Origin of the sequence: Streptomyces sp. NPDC002773 (assembly GCF_040295605.1) — a bacterium.
Taxonomy (GTDB): Bacteria; Actinomycetota; Actinomycetes; order Streptomycetales; family Streptomycetaceae; genus Streptomyces.
Map to the genome: position 1 here is coordinate 239,823 of NZ_JBEOVO010000002.1, position 16,546 is coordinate 256,368.

At 72.2% G+C, this 16,546-nt stretch carries 17 protein-coding genes; 8 read left to right on the top strand and 9 right to left on the bottom strand.

The genetic code is table 11. The features are described 5' to 3' along the window. Positions 1-146: 146 nt before the first annotated feature. On the top strand, positions 147-698 hold the full coding sequence (locus ABT034_RS03710) for an Lrp/AsnC family transcriptional regulator (protein WP_351210870.1): 552 nt from the start codon (positions 147-149) through the stop codon (positions 696-698). 22 nt (positions 699-720) lie between these two features. Here ABT034_RS03710 and ABT034_RS03715 read toward each other — a convergent pair whose 3' ends face one another. Further along, entirely contained in the window at positions 721-1,314 is a 594-nt protein-coding gene (locus ABT034_RS03715) for a TetR/AcrR family transcriptional regulator (protein WP_351210871.1), read from the bottom strand. Beyond that, positions 1,311-2,891: a 3-hydroxyacyl-CoA dehydrogenase gene (locus ABT034_RS03720; protein WP_351210873.1), complete on the bottom strand. Its 1,581-nt coding sequence runs from the start codon at positions 2,889-2,891 to the stop codon at positions 1,311-1,313. Before ABT034_RS03720 ends, ABT034_RS03715 begins: the two co-directional genes overlap by 4 nt. Positions 2,892-3,015: 124 nt before the next feature. On the opposite strand from ABT034_RS03720, the gene paaN reads away from it, so the two are divergent. Further along, complete coding sequence (paaN, locus tag ABT034_RS03725; RefSeq protein WP_351210875.1) at positions 3,016-4,713, top strand: phenylacetic acid degradation protein PaaN; 1,698 nt, start codon at positions 3,016-3,018, stop codon at positions 4,711-4,713. Positions 4,714-4,773: 60 nt separating this feature from the next. Here paaN and ABT034_RS03730 read toward each other — a convergent pair whose 3' ends face one another. The 3 genes from ABT034_RS03730 to ABT034_RS03740 are packed head-to-tail and all read right to left on the bottom strand — an operon-like array spanning position 4,774 to position 7,465. Next, the gene (locus tag ABT034_RS03730; protein WP_351210877.1) at positions 4,774-5,463 is read right to left on the bottom strand and encodes a TrmH family RNA methyltransferase; all 690 of its coding nucleotides are present in this window, start codon (positions 5,461-5,463) and stop codon (positions 4,774-4,776) included. Next, a complete protein-coding gene (locus ABT034_RS03735) occupies positions 5,460-6,737 on the bottom strand; it encodes an HTTM domain-containing protein (RefSeq protein ID WP_351210879.1) in 1,278 nt (425 codons plus the stop codon). The genes ABT034_RS03730 and ABT034_RS03735 overlap by 4 nt, the downstream gene beginning before the upstream one ends. Beyond that, positions 6,734-7,465 (bottom strand): DUF5819 family protein, encoded by a 732-nt coding sequence (locus tag ABT034_RS03740; protein ID WP_351210881.1) that lies wholly within the window; start codon positions 7,463-7,465, stop codon positions 6,734-6,736. The genes ABT034_RS03735 and ABT034_RS03740 overlap by 4 nt, the downstream gene beginning before the upstream one ends. Positions 7,466-7,577: 112 nt before the next feature. Between ABT034_RS03740 and paaA the strand changes: the two genes are divergently transcribed. The 6 genes from paaA to ABT034_RS03770 all read left to right on the top strand — a co-directional run bounded on the left by paaA (position 7,578) and on the right by ABT034_RS03770 (position 12,478). Next, the gene (gene paaA, locus ABT034_RS03745) at positions 7,578-8,600 is read left to right on the top strand and encodes a 1,2-phenylacetyl-CoA epoxidase subunit PaaA (RefSeq protein ID WP_351210883.1); all 1,023 of its coding nucleotides are present in this window, start codon (positions 7,578-7,580) and stop codon (positions 8,598-8,600) included. Beyond that, entirely contained in the window at positions 8,597-8,884 is a 288-nt protein-coding gene (gene paaB, locus ABT034_RS03750; protein ID WP_015034815.1) for a 1,2-phenylacetyl-CoA epoxidase subunit PaaB, read from the top strand. Before paaA ends, paaB begins: the two co-directional genes overlap by 4 nt. Then, positions 8,881-9,618 carry a 1,2-phenylacetyl-CoA epoxidase subunit PaaC gene (paaC, locus tag ABT034_RS03755; protein ID WP_351210885.1) on the top strand — a complete coding sequence of 246 codons (738 nt, stop codon included), beginning with the start codon at positions 8,881-8,883 and terminating at the stop codon, positions 9,616-9,618. Before paaB ends, paaC begins: the two co-directional genes overlap by 4 nt. After that, positions 9,612-10,109, top strand: a complete 498-nt coding sequence (gene paaD, locus ABT034_RS03760; protein WP_351210887.1) for a 1,2-phenylacetyl-CoA epoxidase subunit PaaD — start codon at positions 9,612-9,614, stop codon at positions 10,107-10,109. Before paaC ends, paaD begins: the two co-directional genes overlap by 7 nt. Next, positions 10,110-11,225: a 2Fe-2S iron-sulfur cluster-binding protein gene (locus tag ABT034_RS03765; protein WP_351210889.1), complete on the top strand. Its 1,116-nt coding sequence runs from the start codon at positions 10,110-10,112 to the stop codon at positions 11,223-11,225. Between the two features lie 119 nt (positions 11,226-11,344). Then, positions 11,345-12,478, top strand: coding sequence for an acyl-CoA dehydrogenase family protein (locus ABT034_RS03770; RefSeq protein WP_351210891.1), 1,134 nt, complete (start codon positions 11,345-11,347; stop codon positions 12,476-12,478). A 14-nt stretch (positions 12,479-12,492) separates the two neighbouring features. Here ABT034_RS03770 and ABT034_RS03775 read toward each other — a convergent pair whose 3' ends face one another. From ABT034_RS03775 to ABT034_RS03790, 4 genes are all read right to left on the bottom strand, one after another. Next, a complete protein-coding gene (locus ABT034_RS03775; RefSeq protein ID WP_351210893.1) occupies positions 12,493-12,837 on the bottom strand; it encodes a rhodanese-like domain-containing protein in 345 nt (114 codons plus the stop codon). A 56-nt stretch (positions 12,838-12,893) separates the two neighbouring features. Continuing rightward, positions 12,894-13,712 (bottom strand): hypothetical protein, encoded by an 819-nt coding sequence (locus ABT034_RS03780; RefSeq protein ID WP_351210895.1) that lies wholly within the window; start codon positions 13,710-13,712, stop codon positions 12,894-12,896. 136 nt (positions 13,713-13,848) lie between these two features. After that, positions 13,849-15,309 carry a DUF2252 domain-containing protein gene (locus ABT034_RS03785; RefSeq protein ID WP_351210897.1) on the bottom strand — a complete coding sequence of 487 codons (1,461 nt, stop codon included), beginning with the start codon at positions 15,307-15,309 and terminating at the stop codon, positions 13,849-13,851. A 113-nt stretch (positions 15,310-15,422) separates the two neighbouring features. Next, positions 15,423-16,481: an ABC-2 transporter permease gene (locus ABT034_RS03790; protein ID WP_351210899.1), complete on the bottom strand. Its 1,059-nt coding sequence runs from the start codon at positions 16,479-16,481 to the stop codon at positions 15,423-15,425. Positions 16,482-16,546 lie beyond the last annotated feature (65 nt).

Sequence of the window (16,546 nt, forward strand, 5' to 3'; positions counted from 1 at the left end):
GCGGGTGGCGCGGGTGTGGCGCGCCTCACCTACCGATTGTTCGGTCGTGGAGTCATTTTGGCTACAGGCACCTCCAGCCTGTGGACAAACGGTTCTCCACAGCCTGGGATATGAGCAGGACGTCCATCGGAGAGAGGCGGGGGCACATGGCGGATGAACAAATGGCCGTCGACCGGGGCGGCGCTCCGGGCGACGAGAACGAAATCCTGAGCGCCCGCGTCGGCCCGCTGACCGGCGCGCTGCCGGCCCGCCCGCTCGACGCGATCGACCGGGACATCCTGCGGCTGCTGCAAACGGACGGTCGCGCCTCGGTACGCTCCGTCGCCGAACGGGTGCACGTCTCCCGCGCCAACGCCTACGCGCGCATCAACCGGCTCATCGACGACGGGGTCATCCGGGGCTTCAGCGCCCGGGTCAACCACGAGCGCGCCGGCCACGGCGCCTCGGCCTACATCACGCTCAAGATCGTCCAGAACTCCTGGCGGACGGTCCGCGAGCAGCTCAGGGCACTGCCGGGCGCCGCGCACATCGCCCTGGTCAGCGGCGATTTCGACGTCCTGCTCCTGGTGCACACGCCGGACAACCGGACCCTGCGCGAGCTGGTGCTCACCCGGCTCCAGGCGATCCCGGAGGTGCTGTCCACGCGCACCCTGCTGGTCTTCGAGGAGACCGATCTCGACACCGACCAAGGCGGCTGACCCCTCCGCCGGAGGGCGACGCTCAGCGGGCCGTCCGCAGCCCGTCGAAGGCCAGGTGGGCGACGGTCTCCGCGAGCTGCTCGCGCTCCGCCGTCGCGTCCGGATGCGGCCGGTACCACTCCACCAGCGAGTTGATCATGCCGAAGAGGAGCCGGGTCGCGAGCCGGATGTCCACGTCGGCCCTCAGGTCGCCCTCGTCGGCGGCGGCCTTGAGCAGCTCGGCCACCTTGTGGTCGAACTCCCGCCGTCGCTCCATGGCCCACCGCTCGGTGCCCGTGTTGCCGCGCACCCGCAGGAGCAGCGTCACGTACGGCAGCTCCGCGATGAGCACCTCGACCGTCCGCCGTGTGACGTACTCGACCCGCTCGACGGCCCGGCCCCGCCCGGCGCCCGGCTCGTCGAGGATCGCGAAGAGCCCGTCGAGCGCCCGGCTGACCGCCCGCCGAAGCAGCTCCTCCTTGCCGGACACGTGGTGGTAGATCGACGACTTGGAGATCCCGGCCGCCTTGGACAGATGCTCCATGGAGGTGCCGTCGTAGCCACGCTCGTTGAAGACCCGCACGGCGACCGAGAGCAGCGTCTCGGGGGTGTAGGTGTCGCGCTTCGCGGTGGTCATCGGGAGTCCTCCGCGTCCTCGGCGTACGCGCGCCGCACGAGACCGACGCTCGGCGCGTACCGCCCCGTCGGGTACCGCTCGTGCAGCTCCCGCAAGAGCCCCACCGTGGGCCGGTGGCCCACCTTCGCGGCCCACTCCAGCGGCCCGGCCGGGTAGTTGACCCCGAGCCGCATCGCCGTGTCGACGTCCTCGGCGGTGGCGACGCCCCGGTCGACCGCGTCGGCGGCGAGGTCGGCCAGCATCGCGACCGTACGGGCCACGATCATGCCGGGGACGTCGCCGATCACGGACACCTGCTTGCCGAGGGCCTGGAAGAGGCCCGCGGCCTCGCGGAGCGTCTCGGGCGCCGTCCGGTCTCCGGTGGAGAGAACGATCCGGCTCGCGCGCGCGTAGTCCAGCGCGAGATCGAAGTAGATGATCTCATCGTTGTAGTACTCGAAGGCGGTCTCGCCGTCGGCAGGGCAGAGCCTGCCTCCCCCGGGCAACGCGATGTACCCCGGGCCGCCCTTGCGCCGGACCTTGATCCCGGCCTCTTCGAACAGCCCCACCAGCGGCTCCGCGGGCCCCAGGTCGCCCCGGACGACTATCTTCGCCGGTGCCTCGGCCGGCTCCGCCGTGTGCGGTGCGGGCCGCTCGGCGCCCTCCGCGTACGAGAACCAGCCCTGGCCCGTCTTGCGGCCGAGGCGCCCGGACTCCACGAGCCGGCGCTGCGCGAGCGAGGGCGTGAACTTCGGGTCCTGGTAAAAGGACTCCCACACCGACCGGGTGACCGCCTCGTTCACGTCCTGGCCGATGAGGTCGGTCAGCTCGAAGGGGCCCATCTTGAAGCCGCCGCAGTCACGCAGGGCCGCGTCGATGGTCGCGGGGTCGGCCGCGCCCTCCTCGTAGACCCGCAGTGCCTCGGCGTAGAAGGGGCGCGCGATCCGGTTCACGATGAAGCCGGGGGTGTCCGCGCAGCGCACCGGCGTCTTGCCCCAGGCCTTCATCGTCCCGTACGCGCGCGTGGCGACGTCCGCGTCGGTGGCGAAGCCGCTGACGACCTCGACGAGCGGGAGCAGCGGCGCCGGGTTGAAGAAGTGCAGGCCGACGAACCGGCCGGGCAGCCTCAGGCCGCCCGCGATGGCGGTGACGGAGAGGGACGAGGTGTTGGTGGCGAGGACGGTGTCGTCGCCGACGACCTTCTCCAGGTCGGCGAAGAGCTGCTGCTTGACCGGGAGCAGCTCGACGATCGCCTCGACGACGAGCGCCGCGTCCGCGAGCTCGGCGAGGTCCTCGGCGGCGTGCAGCCGCCCGACGGCGGCCTCGCGCGCGGTGGCGTCCAGGCGGCCCTTCTCGACGAGCCGGTCCAGGCGGGCCGTGAGGGCGGCGACGGCCTCCGCGGCGCGGCCCGGGGCGCTGTCGTAGAGGCGCACGGGGTGGCCGGCGACCAGGGCGACCTGGGCGATGCCCTGGCCCATGGTCCCCGTGCCGACGACGGCGACGGTGCGGTCGACGGGGACGGTGCGGTCCTGCGCGAGGGCGGTGGGCTCAGTGGCGGTCACGTCGTCGCTCCCCCTGACGGTCACGTTGGCGCTCATAGGGGTGATCCTCCCCGATGGGTTTTCCACAGGATCGACGGACCCCCTTGTCCCGACCGATCGTTCGGTTACTCTAACTCCGTACGCGTCTCCCTGCCCAGCTCGACGAGGAGTTGGTCCATCCATGGCCACCGCTCAGCTGACCACCGACCGTCTGGCCGAGAAGCACCGGTCCACGCTCGACCAGGCGCTCGACACCATCAGGACCCGTGCCTACTGGTCGCCGCACCCCGAGCACCCGAAGGCGTACGGGGCGGACGGCTCGCTCGACGCGGCGGCCGGCCTCGCCGCCCACCAGGCCCTGCTGAACACCCGCTTCGAGCTCGACCAGCCCGGCACGGACGGCTGGACCGGCGGCGAGACCTCGCCGTACGGCCCGTCGCTCGGCATCGAGTACCCGCACGCCGACATCGACGTCCTGCTCCCCGCGATGCGCGCGGGGACGGCGGCCTGGCGCGACGCGGGCGCCGAGACCCGCGCCCTGGTCTGCCTGGAGATCCTCGCCCGGATCTCCGCCCGCACCCATGAGTTCGCCCACGCCGTCATGCACACCAGCGGGCAGGCGTTCATGATGGCGTTCCAGGCCGGCGGCCCGCACGCGCAGGACCGCGGCCTCGAAGCCGTGGCGTACGCGTACGCGGAGCAGACCCGCACCCCCGCCGGGCGGGCCGACTGGTCCAAGCCCCAGGGCAAGCGCGACCCCCTGGAGCTGAGCAAGGAGTTCACCCCGGTCGGCCGCGGCATCGCCCTGGTGATCGGCTGCAACACCTTCCCCACGTGGAACGGCTACCCGGGCCTGTTCGCCTCCCTGGCCACCGGCAACCCGGTCCTGGTCAAGCCGCACCCGCGCGCGGTCCTGCCGCTCGCGCTCACCGTCCGCGTCGCCCGTGAGGTGCTCGCCGAGACCGGCTTCGACCCCAACCTGGTCGCGCTCGCCGTCGAGCGGTCGGGCGAGGGCATCGCCAAGACCCTGGCGGTGCGCCCCGAGATCCGGATCATCGACTACACCGGCTCCACCGAGTTCGGCGACTGGCTGGAGGCCCACGCCCGACAGGCGCAGGTCTACACCGAGAAGGCCGGCGTCAACACGGTGGTGGTCGACTCCACCGACGACTACAAGGGGATGCTGTCCAACCTGGCGTTCTCGCTGTCCCTCTACAGCGGCCAGATGTGCACCACCCCGCAGAACCTCCTGATCCCCCGCGAGGGCATCACCACCGATCAGGGCCCCCGGTCGTACGACGAGGTCGTCACCGACCTCGCGGCGGCGGTCGACGGTCTGCTCGGCGACGACGCCCGGGCGAACGGCATCCTCGGCGCCCTGGTCAACCCGGACGTGAAGGCCCGCCTGGAGGCCGCGGCGGGTCTCGGCGAGGTGGCGCTCGCCTCCCGTGAGGTGGCGAACCCGGAGTTCCCGGACGCCGTGGTCCGTACGCCGGTCATCGTGAAGCTGGACGGCTCCAAGCCGGACGCCCAGGCCGCGTACTTCTCGGAGTGCTTCGGGCCGGTCTCCTTCGCCGTCTCGGTGGACTCCACCGACGACGCCCTGGAGCTGCTGCGGCGCACGGTCCGGGAGAAGGGCGCCATGACGGTCGGGGCCTACACGACCTCGGCGGAGACCGAGCGCGCGGTGGAGGAGGTCTGCCTGGAGGAGTCGGCCCAGCTCTCGCTGAACCTCACGGGCGGGGTGTTCGTGAACCAGACCGCCGCGTTCTCCGACTTCCACGGCTCCGGTGGCAACCCGGCGGCGAACGCGGCCCTGTGCGACGGCGCCTTCGTCTCCAACCGCTTCCGGGTGGTGGAGGTCCGCCGCCAGGCCTGAGGCACGCGCGCGTGGAGGCCCACGGGGGGCCTCCACGCGGCGGAAACCGTCGGACAGGCCCTACCGCGGGCTCTCGATCTCGGCGTAGCGCTGCACCCACGCGTGCATGGCGATGGCGGCGGCCGCCCCGGCGTTGATCGAGCGCGTCGAGCCGAACTGGGCGATCGAGCAGACCATCTCGACGTGGGCGCGGGCCTCCTCGGTGAGTCCCGGGCCCTCCTGTCCGAAGAGCAGCACGCAGCGGCGGGGCAGCGCGGTCCGCTCCAGCGGTACGGCGCCCGGCAGGTTGTCGATGCCGATGACCGGGATGCCCTCGGCGGCCGCCCACGAGGTCAGCGACTCGGTGTCCGGGTGGTGCCGGACGTGCTGGTAGCGGTCGGTGACCATGGCGCCCCGGCGGTTCCAGCGCCTTCGGCCCACGATGTGGACCTCCTTCGCCAGGAAGGCGTTGGCGGTCCGCACCACCGAGCCGATGTTGAAGTCGTGGCCCCAGTTCTCCACGGCCACGTGGAAGTCGTGGCGCCGGGTGTCCAGGTCGGCGACGACCGCCTCCCGCGTCCAGTACCGGTAGCGGTCCACGACGTTGCGCCGGTCGCCGTCGGCGAGCAGCTCGGGGTCGTACCGCTCGCCCTCGGGCCACGGCTTCGGGTGCGGTCCGACGCCGACCTCGGGACCGAAGCCCTCGTCGTACTGGACCGGCTCGACGGCCTCGGCCGCGGGCTGCTCGTCGGTGGTGCTGGTGGTGCTCACCCGACGAGGGTACGGGGACCGTGCTCCTCACCCGTACGGCGCTGCTCGGGCAGCGGCCCGGCGGGCGCGCGCCGCAGCAGCCGTTCCCTGCCCCGTACGACCCACGCGCCGAGCGCCATCAGGAACGGCGTCGGCAGGAACACGGCGTCGGCGGAGATCATCGCGAGCGAGAAGACCGGCAGTCCGAGGATCACCGCGATTCCGGCGTGTTCCAGCATCATCGCGACCAGCAGGACGTTCTTGACCTTGCGGTGGAAGAGCGTGAACGGGAAGGCGACCTGGACGAGCACCGTGCCGTAGGTCAGCAGCATCACCATGACCCCGCTGGACCCGAGCAGCTCGGAGAGGGCGGGCCAGGGTGTGAAGTAGTCGAGGTTCAGCGGGTAGAACAGGGCGGTGCCGTCCTGCCAGCGCGAGCCCTGGATCTTGTACCAGCCGGCCGTGGCGTAGATCAGGCAGACCTCCGCCATGATCACGAAGAGGGCGGCGTTGTGCGCGAGGTGGGCGAGGGCGTCGAGCAGGGTGCGCGGTTCCTCCGGCGCGTACCGGCGGACCAGCCACCACAGGCCGTTCCCGAGCCACAGGACCCACAGCAGCACCGGCAGCCACCACTCGCCTGTGGTCTCGCTGAACCAGGTCGTGGCGAGGAGGAAGCCGCCGAGCACGGTCCACAGCAGCGGGCCGACGCGGTCGTCGCGCGGTGGTCCGCCCGCGCGGGCGGCGCGGGCGTCACGGGCCGCCCGCCGGGCGTCGAGTGACCACACCTGGGCGCAGCGGGTCAGGACGAGGTAGATCGCGGCGAGGTGGAGGACGTTGTCGCCGCCGTCACCCACGAAGACGGAGCGGTTCTGCAGCGAGAGCACCCCGACCATGAAGACCACCGACACGGCCCGGGTGCGCCAGCCGACCAGGAGTAGGACGGCGGAGAGCACGGCGAGCCCGTAGACGAGCTCGAACCAGATCCGGCCGTCCGACCACATGAGGACGGTGAAGGACCGGTTGTCGGCGATCAGCCGGCGGGCCATCTCCCAGGACCAGGGGCCGTCGGGGCCGTACAGCTCGTGGCGGTGCGGCAGCTCGCGCAGCAGGAAGGCCAGCCAGGTCAGCGAGAAGCCGATCCGCACGATCGCGGTCTGGTACGGGCCGAGGGAACGGCCCGTGACGGTCTGGACGGCGCGGGCGAGCCGGCGGTCGAGGGGCTCGCGGGTACGCGCGCGCGTGGCGGTGCCGGTGGGCGGGGGAGTGGGGGCGGGGGTGGGGACGGGGGTGCTCATCGGCCCGCCTCCACGCGGCTTCGGTCGGCTTCGGTGGGCCGGTCGGCTTCGGTCACCGGCCACCACGGGAAGTCGCGGTAGGAGGGGGCGGTGTCGGTCTTCTCGGAGCTCCACCGAGGGGCCCCGACGGGCCGGGTGACGGTACGGAGCTGGACCCGCCGCACGTCACCGGCGACGGCCTGCCCGTCGGGGCCTTCGAGGGCGGGGAGGGCGTCGAGGCGGAGCACCGCGATCCGGCGGATGTACTCCTCCGAGAGGCGGCCGCGCGACCCGTTGGGGTGGTCGTCGTCGGAGTGCGAGTTGAGATAGAAGTCCACGGCCCGGCGGAGTTCGTTCTGCTGGGCGTGGCTGGGCATCGGGTTGTGGCGGATCGCCTCGGTGTCCTGGGCGGTGAGGTCGATCCAGTCGGTGGTGCGGAGGGCGCCGTCGAGGGTGGCGAGCTCGGCGCGGACCTCGACGGAGATGTTCTGCTGGAGCGGATTGGGAGCGAAGAGCTTCCAGTTCTGTTCGAACTCGGGATAGACCCAGTCGTCGACGGCCTGGCCGTGCCGTTTGGTCAGCGTGTTCGACGGCGCCACGTGCAGGAACACCATCGCCAGATGGACGCAGGCGAACACCCCGGCGACGGCGAGCGCCACGGCGATAACGACCTGGTAGGGCAGCGAGAGGGCCATGATCCCGGTGGTCGCGCGCTCCGCGTCGGCGTCCTTCTCGACGTACGCGTCCATTCCGCCCCGATCTCGATCGGCCCACCTCGGTTATCCACAGGGTTGACACCATACGGGCCGTCGACTCACCATTGAAGTCATTCAACCGAACGATCGGTCGGTAGGGGGTCTGATGACCGCAGTGACGGCAAGGACGGCAGGGACCACGGGCGTGCCCGGCGTGTCGGACACGGCCGTGGCGGCGGAGCAGGCCGCCCACGAGGCCGTGTTCGACGCCGCCGTGGCCGCCGACGAGCGGATCGAACCGCGCGACTGGATGCCCGAGGCCTACCGGGCCTCACTCGTCCGGCAGATCGCGCAGCACGCACACTCCGAGATCATCGGCATGCAGCCGGAGGCGAACTGGATCACCCGCGCGCCCTCGCTGCGGCGCAAGGCGATCCTCATGGCCAAGGTCCAGGACGAGGCCGGCCACGGCCTGTACCTGTACAGCGCGGCGGAAACCCTCGGCACCAGCCGCGACGAGCTGCTCGACAAGCTCCACTCGGGCCGCCAGAAGTACTCCTCGATCTTCAACTACCCCACGCTGACCTGGGCCGACGTCGGCGCGATCGGCTGGCTGGTGGACGGGGCCGCGATCACCAACCAGGTCCCGCTCTGCCGCTGCTCGTACGGGCCGTACGCCCGCGCGATGGTCCGGGTCTGCAAGGAGGAGTCCTTCCACCAGCGCCAGGGGTACGAGGCGCTGCTCGCCCTCTCCCGGGGCACCGAGGCCCAGCACGCGATGGCGCAGGACGCGGTGGACCGCTGGTGGTGGCCCTCCCTGATGATGTTCGGCCCGCCGGACGACGAGTCGGCGCACTCCGCCCAGTCGATGGCCTGGAAGATCAAGCGCCACTCCAACGACGAGCTGCGGCAGCGCTTCGTCGACATCGCCGTGCCGCAGGCCGAGGCGCTCGGACTCACCCTCCCCGACCCGGACCTCCGGTGGAACGAGGAGCGCGGGCACCACGACTTCGGCCCGATCGACTGGGCCGAGTTCCGGGACGTCCTGAAGGGCAACGGCCCCTGCAACGACCAGCGGCTGAGCAAGCGGCGCCAGGCCCACGAGGACGGCGCCTGGGTCAGGGAAGCGGCCGCCGCCCACGCGGAGAAGCACAAGCACACCGGCAAGCACGGGGAGGCACAGGCATGACGAGCGACGGTTGGCCCCTGTGGGAGGTGTTCGTGCGCTCCCGCCGCGGACTGTCCCACACCCACGCGGGCAGTCTCCACGCGCCCGACGCGGAGATGGCCCTGCGCAACGCCCGCGACCTGTACACCCGCAGGAGCGAAGGCGTGTCGATCTGGGTCGTCCCCTCCACGGAGATCACCGCCTCCTCGCCCGACGAGAAGGACCCCTTCTTCGAGCCGGCCGCGGACAAGCCCTACCGCCACCCCACGTTCTACGAGATCCCGGAGGGGGTGAAGCACCTGTGAGCACCCCCGACACGCGTGAGGCCGCCGTGCCCACCGGAGCCGCCCTCGCCCTCGGCGACGACGCCCTCGTCCTCTCCCACCGACTGGGGGAGTGGGCGGGCTCCGCCCCCGTCCTGGAAGAGGAGGTCGCCCTGGCCAACATCGCGCTCGACCTCCTCGGCCAGGCCCGGATCCTGCTCTCGCTCGCCGGCGACGAGGACGAACTGGCCTACCTGCGCGAGGAGCGTTCCTTCCGGAACGTCCAGCTGGTCGAGCAGCCGAACGGCGACTTCGCCCACACCATCGCCCGACAGCTCTACTTCTCCACCTACCAGCGCCTGCTGTACGGGCAGCTGGCCGCCGGGGACGGGCCCTTCGCCGGACTCGCCGCCAAGGCCGTCAAGGAAGTGGCCTACCACCAGGACCACGCCGAGCAGTGGACCCTGCGGCTCGGCGACGGCACCGCCGAGAGCCACGAGCGGATGAGCCGAGCGTGCGACGCCCTCTGGCGGTACACGGGAGAGCTGTTCCAACCCGTCGAAGGCCTCGACGTGGACCACGCGGCCATGGAGAGCGCCTGGCTGGCGTCGGTCACGGACGTCCTCGGCAGAGCCACGCTCACCGTCCCCTCCGGACCGCGCACCGGCGCCTGGCGCGCCGGGGCCGGCCGGCAGGGGCTGCACACCGAGCCCTTCGGACCGATGCTCGCCGAGATGCAGCACCTGCACCGCAGCCACCCGGGGGCGACATGGTGACCATGACCGCCCTCGAGGAGGAGCTGAGCCGGATCGCCGGCGCCGTCCTCGACCCCGAGCTGCCCGTCCTCACCCTGGCGGAGCTCGGCGTGCTGCGAGGCGTCCAGGTCACAGGACCCGGCCGGGTCGAGGTCGCCCTCACCCCGACGTACACGGGCTGCCCCGCCGTCGAGGCCATGTCCTCGGACATCGAGCGCGCACTCCACGAGCACGGAGTGCCGGAGGTCTCCGTCGTCACGGTCCTCGCCCCCGCGTGGTCCACCGACGACATCAGCGAGGAAGGGCGACGCAAGCTGGCCGAGTTCGGCGTCGCCCCGCCGCGCCCCCAGGGCCCGGCCGCAGGACCGGTGCCGCTGACCCTGGCGATCCGCTGCCCCCACTGCGGCTCCACCGACACCGAGCTCCTGAGCCGCTTCTCCTCGACCGCGTGCAAGGCACTGCGCCGCTGCACCGCCTGCCGCGAACCGTTCGACCACTTCAAGGAGTTGTAGATGGTGACCTCAGGCTCCCCCAGCCCCCGCCGGGAGGGTCCCCCGGGGCGCGCCGGGTTCCATCCGCTCAGGGTGAGCGAGGTCGAGCGGCTCACCGACGACTCCGTGGCCGTCACCTTCGCCGTGCCGCCCGAACTCCACGAGGCGTACCGGCACCTCCCCGGCCAGCACCTCGCCCTGCGCCGCACCGGCGAGGAGGGCGAGGAGATCCGCCGCACGTACTCGATCTGCGCCCCCGCCGCCCCGGTCGGCGAGCCCCCCGTCCTGCGCGTCGGCATCCGGCTCGTCGACGGCGGCTCGTTCTCGACGTACGCGCTCAAGGAACTGGCCGTCGGTGACCTCGTCGAGGTCATGGAACCCATGGGCCGCTTCTCGCTCACCCCGCGCCCGGGCCGCTTCGCGGCGGTCGTCGGCGGCAGCGGCATCACCCCCGTCCTGTCGATCGCGGCCACCCTGCTCGCCCGCGAACCGGAGGCCCGGTTCTGCCTGATCCGCAGCGACCGCACCGCCGCGTCCACGATGTTCCTCGACGAGGTCGCCGACCTGAAGGACCGCTACCCCGACCGCTTCCAGCTGGTCACCGTGCTGTCCCGGGAGGAACAGCAGGCGGGTCTGCCGTCCGGCCGTCTCGACCGCGAGCGGCTCGCCGAGCTGCTGCCCGCGCTGCTGCCGGTCGACGCGATCGACGGCTGGTTCCTCTGCGGCCCGTTCGGGCTCGTACAGGGCGCCGAGCGGGCGCTGCGCGGCCTCGGGGTCGACCGCGGCCGGATCCACCAGGAGATCTTCCACGTCGACGACGGCTCCGCGCCCGCCGCGGTCCCCGCGGCCGACGCCCCCGCACACGCCACCCTGACCGCGACCCTCCACGGCCGGTCCGGCAGCTGGCCGGTGGACCGGGGGGAGACGCTCCTCGACACCGTGCTCCGCGCCCGCGCGGACGCTCCGTACGCCTGCAAGGGCGGGGTGTGCGGCACCTGCCGCGCCTTCCTCGTCGGCGGAGAGGTGCGGATGGACCGCAACTACGCGCTGGAACCGGAGGAGACCGAAGCCGGATACGTCCTGGCCTGCCAGTCCCATCCGGTCACGCCGGACGTGGAGTTGGACTTCGACCGCTGACGAAGCCGGCACCGCGCCGCCGGAGCCCGGACACCGCCGCAGCCATTCCCTTCCACTAGAACCTGTTCTATCTTGACGGATCGTCAGGAGAACAGCGGCAGCAACGGGAGGGCAGGGCAGTGGACTTCACCTTCACCGAAGAGCAGCAGGCGGCCGTCGAGGCGGCCAAGGCGATCTTCACGGACGTCGCGCCCGACGCGGTACCCAGCCCCGCCCTCACCCCGGGTGCCGTGTCCGAGGACCTGGACCGACCCCTCTGGTCCCGCCTCGCCGCCGCCGACCTGCTCGGCATGGTGGTGTCCCCGGAACACGGCGGCGCCGGACTCGACCCCGTCGCACTCTGCCTCGTCCTGCGCGAGTCGGCCCGCGTCCTCGCCCGCGTCCCCCTCCTGGAGACCAGCGCCGTCGCCATGACCGTCGAGCGGTACGCCCCCCGGCACACGGCCGCCGAACTGCTCCCCCGCGTCTCCCGCGGCGAACTCGTCCTCACCGCCGCCTCCCAGGGACGCACCGGCCACGACCCCGCCGAACGCGCCGTCACCGCCCGCCGCGACGGCACCACCTGGATCCTCGACGGCCTCCAGACCGCCGTCCCCTGGGCCCACGGCGCCGACCTCGTCGCCGTACCCGCGCACACCCCCGAGGGACGCACCGTGCTCGCCCTGCTGCCCCGCGCACACGACGGCCTCGCCCTCACCGCGCAGTACTCCACCCACGGCGAACTCCTCGCCGAACTACGACTCGACTCCGTACGCCTCGACGACACCCACCTCATCGACGCCGACGGCGCCTGGGAATGGCTGCGCGCCCTCCTCACCACCGGCACCTGCGCGCTCGCCCTCGGTCTCGGCGAGGCCGTCCTCACCATGACGAGCCAGTACACCGGGAAGCGGGAACAGTTCGGCCACCCCGTGGCCACCTTCCAGGCCGTCGCCGTCCAGACCGCCGACCGCTACATCGACCTGCGCGCCATGGAGGCCACCCTCTGGCAGGCCGCCTGGCGCCTCTCCAGCGCATCCGAAGGAGCGCTCCCCGCCGCCGGGGACATCGCCGTCGCGAAGATCTGGGCCTCCGAAGGGGTCAGGCGCGTGGTGCAGACCGCACAGCACCTGCACGGCGGCTTCGGCGCCGACACCGACTACCCCCTGCACCGCTACCACGCCTGGGCCAAGCACCTGGAGCTGTCTCTCGGCCCCGCCGCGGCCCACGAGGAGGCCCTGGGCGACCTACTGGCCGCCCACCCCCTCGGCTGACCGGCCGCCGGACGTCAGAGGACGAAGGCCGGGCTGCCGTTCCCCGACACCATCGGACGCCCGGCACCGTCCCAGGCGAGCATCCCGCCGTCGACATTCACCGCGTCGAAGCCCTGCTGCACCAGATACTGCGTGACCTGCGCCGACCGGCCGCCGACCCGGCACATCACATAGGCGCGACCCTGCTCGGCCACGGCCTCCGTCACCTCACCGAAGCGGGCCACGAAGTCGCTCATCGGCACGTGCAGCGCGCCCTCGACGTGACCGGCCGCCCACTCGTCGTCCTCCCTGACGTCCAGCACCAGGCCATCCGCCGGCACGGAAGCCGCGTCCACCGAGGGCAGCGGGGAGAAATTCATGGGACCGGCCTTCTCTCGTCAGTACCGCCCGAAGGAACTCGAGCGCACGGAAAAACCTACTGCACCAGCTCGGACAGCTCGTTCTCCCGCTCGGAGACCTGCGCGAGCAGCTGCTCCGCGATCTCCTCCAGAAGCCGGTCCGGGTCGTCCGGGGCCATCCGCAGCATCGCGCCGATCGCGCTCTCCTCCAGCTCGCGCGCCAACGCCGACAGCATGTCCTTGCGCTGCGCGAGCCACTCCAGGCGCGCGTACAGCTCCTCGCTCTCGCTGAGCCGTTCCTCCGCCGGTACGGGACCGGCCTCCCACTCCGCGGAGAGCTCACGCAGCAGCGCCTCGTCGCCCCGGGCGTAGGCGGCGTTCACCCGCGTGATGAACTCCTCGCGCCGCTTGCGCTCGGCCTCCTCACGGGCCAGGTCGGGGTGGGCCTTGCGGGCCAGCTCCCGGTAGAGCCTGCGGACCTCGTCGCTGGGACGGACCCGCTTCGGCGGCTGCACCGGCCGGTCGGTGAGCATGGCCTCGGCCTCGGGGGAGAGGCCGTCGGAGTCGATCCAGTCGTGGAACAGCTCGTCCACCCCGGGCATCGGCATGACCGCCGCCCGCGCCTCCTGCGCCCGCAGCAGATCCTCCGGGTCACCGCTGCGCGCCGCCCGGGCCTCGGCGATCCGGGCGTCGAGCTCGTCGAGCCGCGCGTACATCGGGCCGAGCTTCTGGTGGTGCAGCCGCGAGAAGTTGTCCACCTCGACCCGGAAGGTCTCGACGGCGATCTCGAACTCGATCAGAGCCTGCTCAGCCACCCGCACAGCCCGCTCAAGCCGCGCCTCAGGCCGCTCGTCCCCGGGCTCCTCGTTCACACCCTGGTCCACGCTCACGTCCACGCCCGCCCAGTCCTCGTTCCGCCTCGTCCCCCCAGCCTACGGGCCTCGGGGGGGCCTCCCCCCCTCCCTCCCCCTCCCCTCCCCCTCCTGCCCTCGCTCTCCTGCCTCGTTCTCGCTCTCACTCCCGCGACGGACGTCAGACGCCCAGTTCCGCCGCTATGCGGCCCGCGCGGACGGCCGAGAGCAGGTCGGCGTGGTCGGCGGTGGTGCGGTCCGCGTACGAGACGGCGAAGGAGGCGACGGCCTCGTCGAACTCCTCGTTCTTGCCGCAGTACCCGGCTATCAGGCGCGGGTCGGCGCTGTGGGCGTGGGCGCGGGCGAGCAGCGCCCCGGTCATCCGCCCGTAGTCGTCGACCTGCTCGACGGTGAGCGCGGCGGGGTCGACGCTGCCCTTCCGGTTGCGGAACTGACGCACCTGGAAGGGGCGCCCGTCCACGGTGGTCCAGCCGAGCAGGATGTCGCTGACGACCTGCATCCGCTTCTGTCCGAGCACCACCCGTCGCCCCTCGTGGCCGGGCTCCGCCACGGTGAAGCCCGCGGCCGGCAGGTGCGGCAGCAGCGCGGACGGCCGGGCTTCCTTCACCTGGAGCACCAGCGGCTCTCCCCGGTGGTCGAGGAGCAGGACGACATAGGAACGGGTGCCGACGCTGCCGGTGCCGACCACCCGGAAGGCCACGTCGTGGACGGCGTACCGCGCGAGCAGCGGCAGCCGGTCCTCGGACACCGTCTCCAGGTACGGGCCGAGGGCGGCGGCGACGGCGGCGGCTTCGGCGTCCGGGACCCTGCGCAGCACCGGGGCGGCGTCCACGAACCTGCGGCCGCCGCCTTCCGCGTCGGTCACCGCTTCGGTCGACCGGGCGGCGAACCGGGCACTCGTGTTGTTGCGGGCCTTGGCGGAGACCCGTTCCAGGGTGCCGAGGAGATCACGGGCGTCGGTGTGGGAGACGAGTTCCTCGTCGGCTATCGCGTTCCAGGCGTCGAGCGAGGGGAGCCGGGCGAGCAGGCGCATGGTGCGCCGGTAGGCGCCGACGGTGTCGAAGGCGGCGGCCCGGCACATCTCCTCGCTCGCGCCCACCTCGCGGCCCGCGAGGACCAGGGAGGTGGCGAGCCGCTTGAGGTCCCACTCCCAGGGGCCGACGACGGTCTCGTCGAAGTCGTTGAGGTCCATGACGAGCCGGCCGCGGGCGTCTCCGTAGAGGCCGAAGTTGGCGGCGTGGGCGTCACCGCACAGCTGGGCGGCTATCCCGGTGACGGGGGTGGCTTCGAGATCGTGGGCCATGAGTCCGGCGGATCCACGGAGGAAGGCGAAGGGGCTCGCCGACATCCTGCCGACCCGTATCGGGGCGAGCTCGGGGACGCGGTCCCGGCTCGACTCCTCTACGGCCCTGACCGCGTCCGGGCGGTCGTCGGCGAGGGCCGGCTGACGGTGTGCGGAGCGCGGGACCAGCTCCCGGAGCTTCTTGCCCTGCTGCTTGTGGGCGGTCCCGCCCATGAGGGCGGTGCGTCGCGCGAACCCCGGCACGTGCGGCACGCGCACGCCCTCCAGCCCTTCGTCCGTACCGCGCTGTCCCGGTACTCCGGCCAGGATCTCGTCCATGGCGCGCCCTCCCCCGATGCGAAGTCCAACATCATCCGGGGCTGACGGTACCGCCGTACCCGAGGGACCGTCTCCCCCTGTGGACAACGCCGCCCGCAGCCTGTGGACAACCCTCAGACCGCCACAGCCTCCTCCACCTCCTCCTCGGCCTCGGCTTCTCCGTGCGGACCCTGCCCCAGGCCGCCCGCGCGTCCGCGCCTCGCCTCCGTGATCCCGGCGGCGACGACGAGAGCTGCTCCGGCGAGGAACCAGAGGGCGAGGACGAGGACGTGCCCGCCGAGCGCGTGCCCGTCGAAGTACACATGGCCGCGTACGCCCTCGACGAAGCCCGCGCCGTTCCAGAAGGAGTGCAGCGCGCCGAAGAAGCCGGGCTGGAGTTCGGGCCGGTAGATGCCGCCGGAGCTCGTGAAGTTGAGCATGACGAACAGCACCATCACGCCAAGGGTGGTCCAGCGGCGCAGGAAGGTGTGGAGGCCGACGCCGACGAGCAGGATGCCCGCCGCGTACAGCCAGGACAGCGCCCACACGCTGCCGAGTCCCTGATCGACCAGGTGGAAGACCGGCCCGGCGAAGAGCGTCCCGATCAGGCTGACGACGAGCGACATCCCGGCGGCGAGGAGGACCCGGATCCGCATGGGCAGGACGGCGCCGGCTCCACCGATGACGGCGACCGAGGCGTACGCGCCGATGCTGAGGGCGACGAGCAGGAAGAAGACGCCCTGCCCGGTGGGGTCGCCGGAGGCGGCGGGCGCCACGTCGGTGACCTCGAGCGGGGCGCCCTGGCCGGCGGCGACCTTGGTGAACAGCTTCTCGACGGCCATGGCGCTGGTGTCGGAGGAGGCCGAGGCCACGAGCAGCTCGGGCTTCTCGCCGGGGACGTAGGCGCCGAAGCTGCCCTGCTCGCGCAAGGCGGTGACGGCCGTGTCCCGGTCGGCGACGGTACGGACGTCGAGGGCGCCGGCCCCCTTGTCCTGGAGGGTCTGCGCGAGGATCTGGGCGGGGGGCCCGGAGCCGACGACGTCGACGCGCAGGTCGTGGGGTTCGGGGGCGTGGAAGGCGCCGAGGTAGGCGAGTCCCATGCCGACGCACATCAGCAGCGGGGTGAGCAGATGTCCGAGGACGTGCCGCAACGCCCCGGTGGTGTTCGATCCTGCGGACACCGAGACCTCCATGGTTGGCTTTTACAACTAAACAACCGTTGTACTATACAACTGAAAGTCCGTGGCAGGCGAACCGT

What these genes read in the sequence shown, in the direction of transcription:
- ABT034_RS03710 (WP_351210870.1), top strand. Translation starts at nt 147, where the DNA reads ATGGCGGATGAACAAATGGCCGTCGACCGGGGCGGCGCTCCGGGCGAC.
- ABT034_RS03715 (WP_351210871.1), bottom strand. Translation starts at nt 1,314, where the DNA reads ATGACCACCGCGAAGCGCGACACCTACACCCCCGAGACGCTGCTCTCG.
- ABT034_RS03720 (WP_351210873.1), bottom strand. Translation starts at nt 2,891, where the DNA reads ATGAGCGCCAACGTGACCGTCAGGGGGAGCGACGACGTGACCGCCACT.
- paaN (WP_351210875.1), top strand. Translation starts at nt 3,016, where the DNA reads ATGGCCACCGCTCAGCTGACCACCGACCGTCTGGCCGAGAAGCACCGG.
- ABT034_RS03735 (WP_351210879.1), bottom strand. Translation starts at nt 6,737, where the DNA reads ATGAGCACCCCCGTCCCCACCCCCGCCCCCACTCCCCCGCCCACCGGC.
- ABT034_RS03740 (WP_351210881.1), bottom strand. Translation starts at nt 7,465, where the DNA reads ATGGACGCGTACGTCGAGAAGGACGCCGACGCGGAGCGCGCGACCACC.
- paaA (WP_351210883.1), top strand. Translation starts at nt 7,578, where the DNA reads ATGACCGCAGTGACGGCAAGGACGGCAGGGACCACGGGCGTGCCCGGC.
- paaB (WP_015034815.1), top strand. Translation starts at nt 8,597, where the DNA reads ATGACGAGCGACGGTTGGCCCCTGTGGGAGGTGTTCGTGCGCTCCCGC.
- paaD (WP_351210887.1), top strand. Translation starts at nt 9,612, where the DNA reads ATGGTGACCATGACCGCCCTCGAGGAGGAGCTGAGCCGGATCGCCGGC.
- ABT034_RS03765 (WP_351210889.1), top strand. Translation starts at nt 10,110, where the DNA reads ATGGTGACCTCAGGCTCCCCCAGCCCCCGCCGGGAGGGTCCCCCGGGG.
- ABT034_RS03775 (WP_351210893.1), bottom strand. Translation starts at nt 12,837, where the DNA reads ATGAATTTCTCCCCGCTGCCCTCGGTGGACGCGGCTTCCGTGCCGGCG.
- ABT034_RS03785 (WP_351210897.1), bottom strand. Translation starts at nt 15,309, where the DNA reads ATGGACGAGATCCTGGCCGGAGTACCGGGACAGCGCGGTACGGACGAA.
- ABT034_RS03790 (WP_351210899.1), bottom strand. Translation starts at nt 16,481, where the DNA reads ATGGAGGTCTCGGTGTCCGCAGGATCGAACACCACCGGGGCGTTGCGG.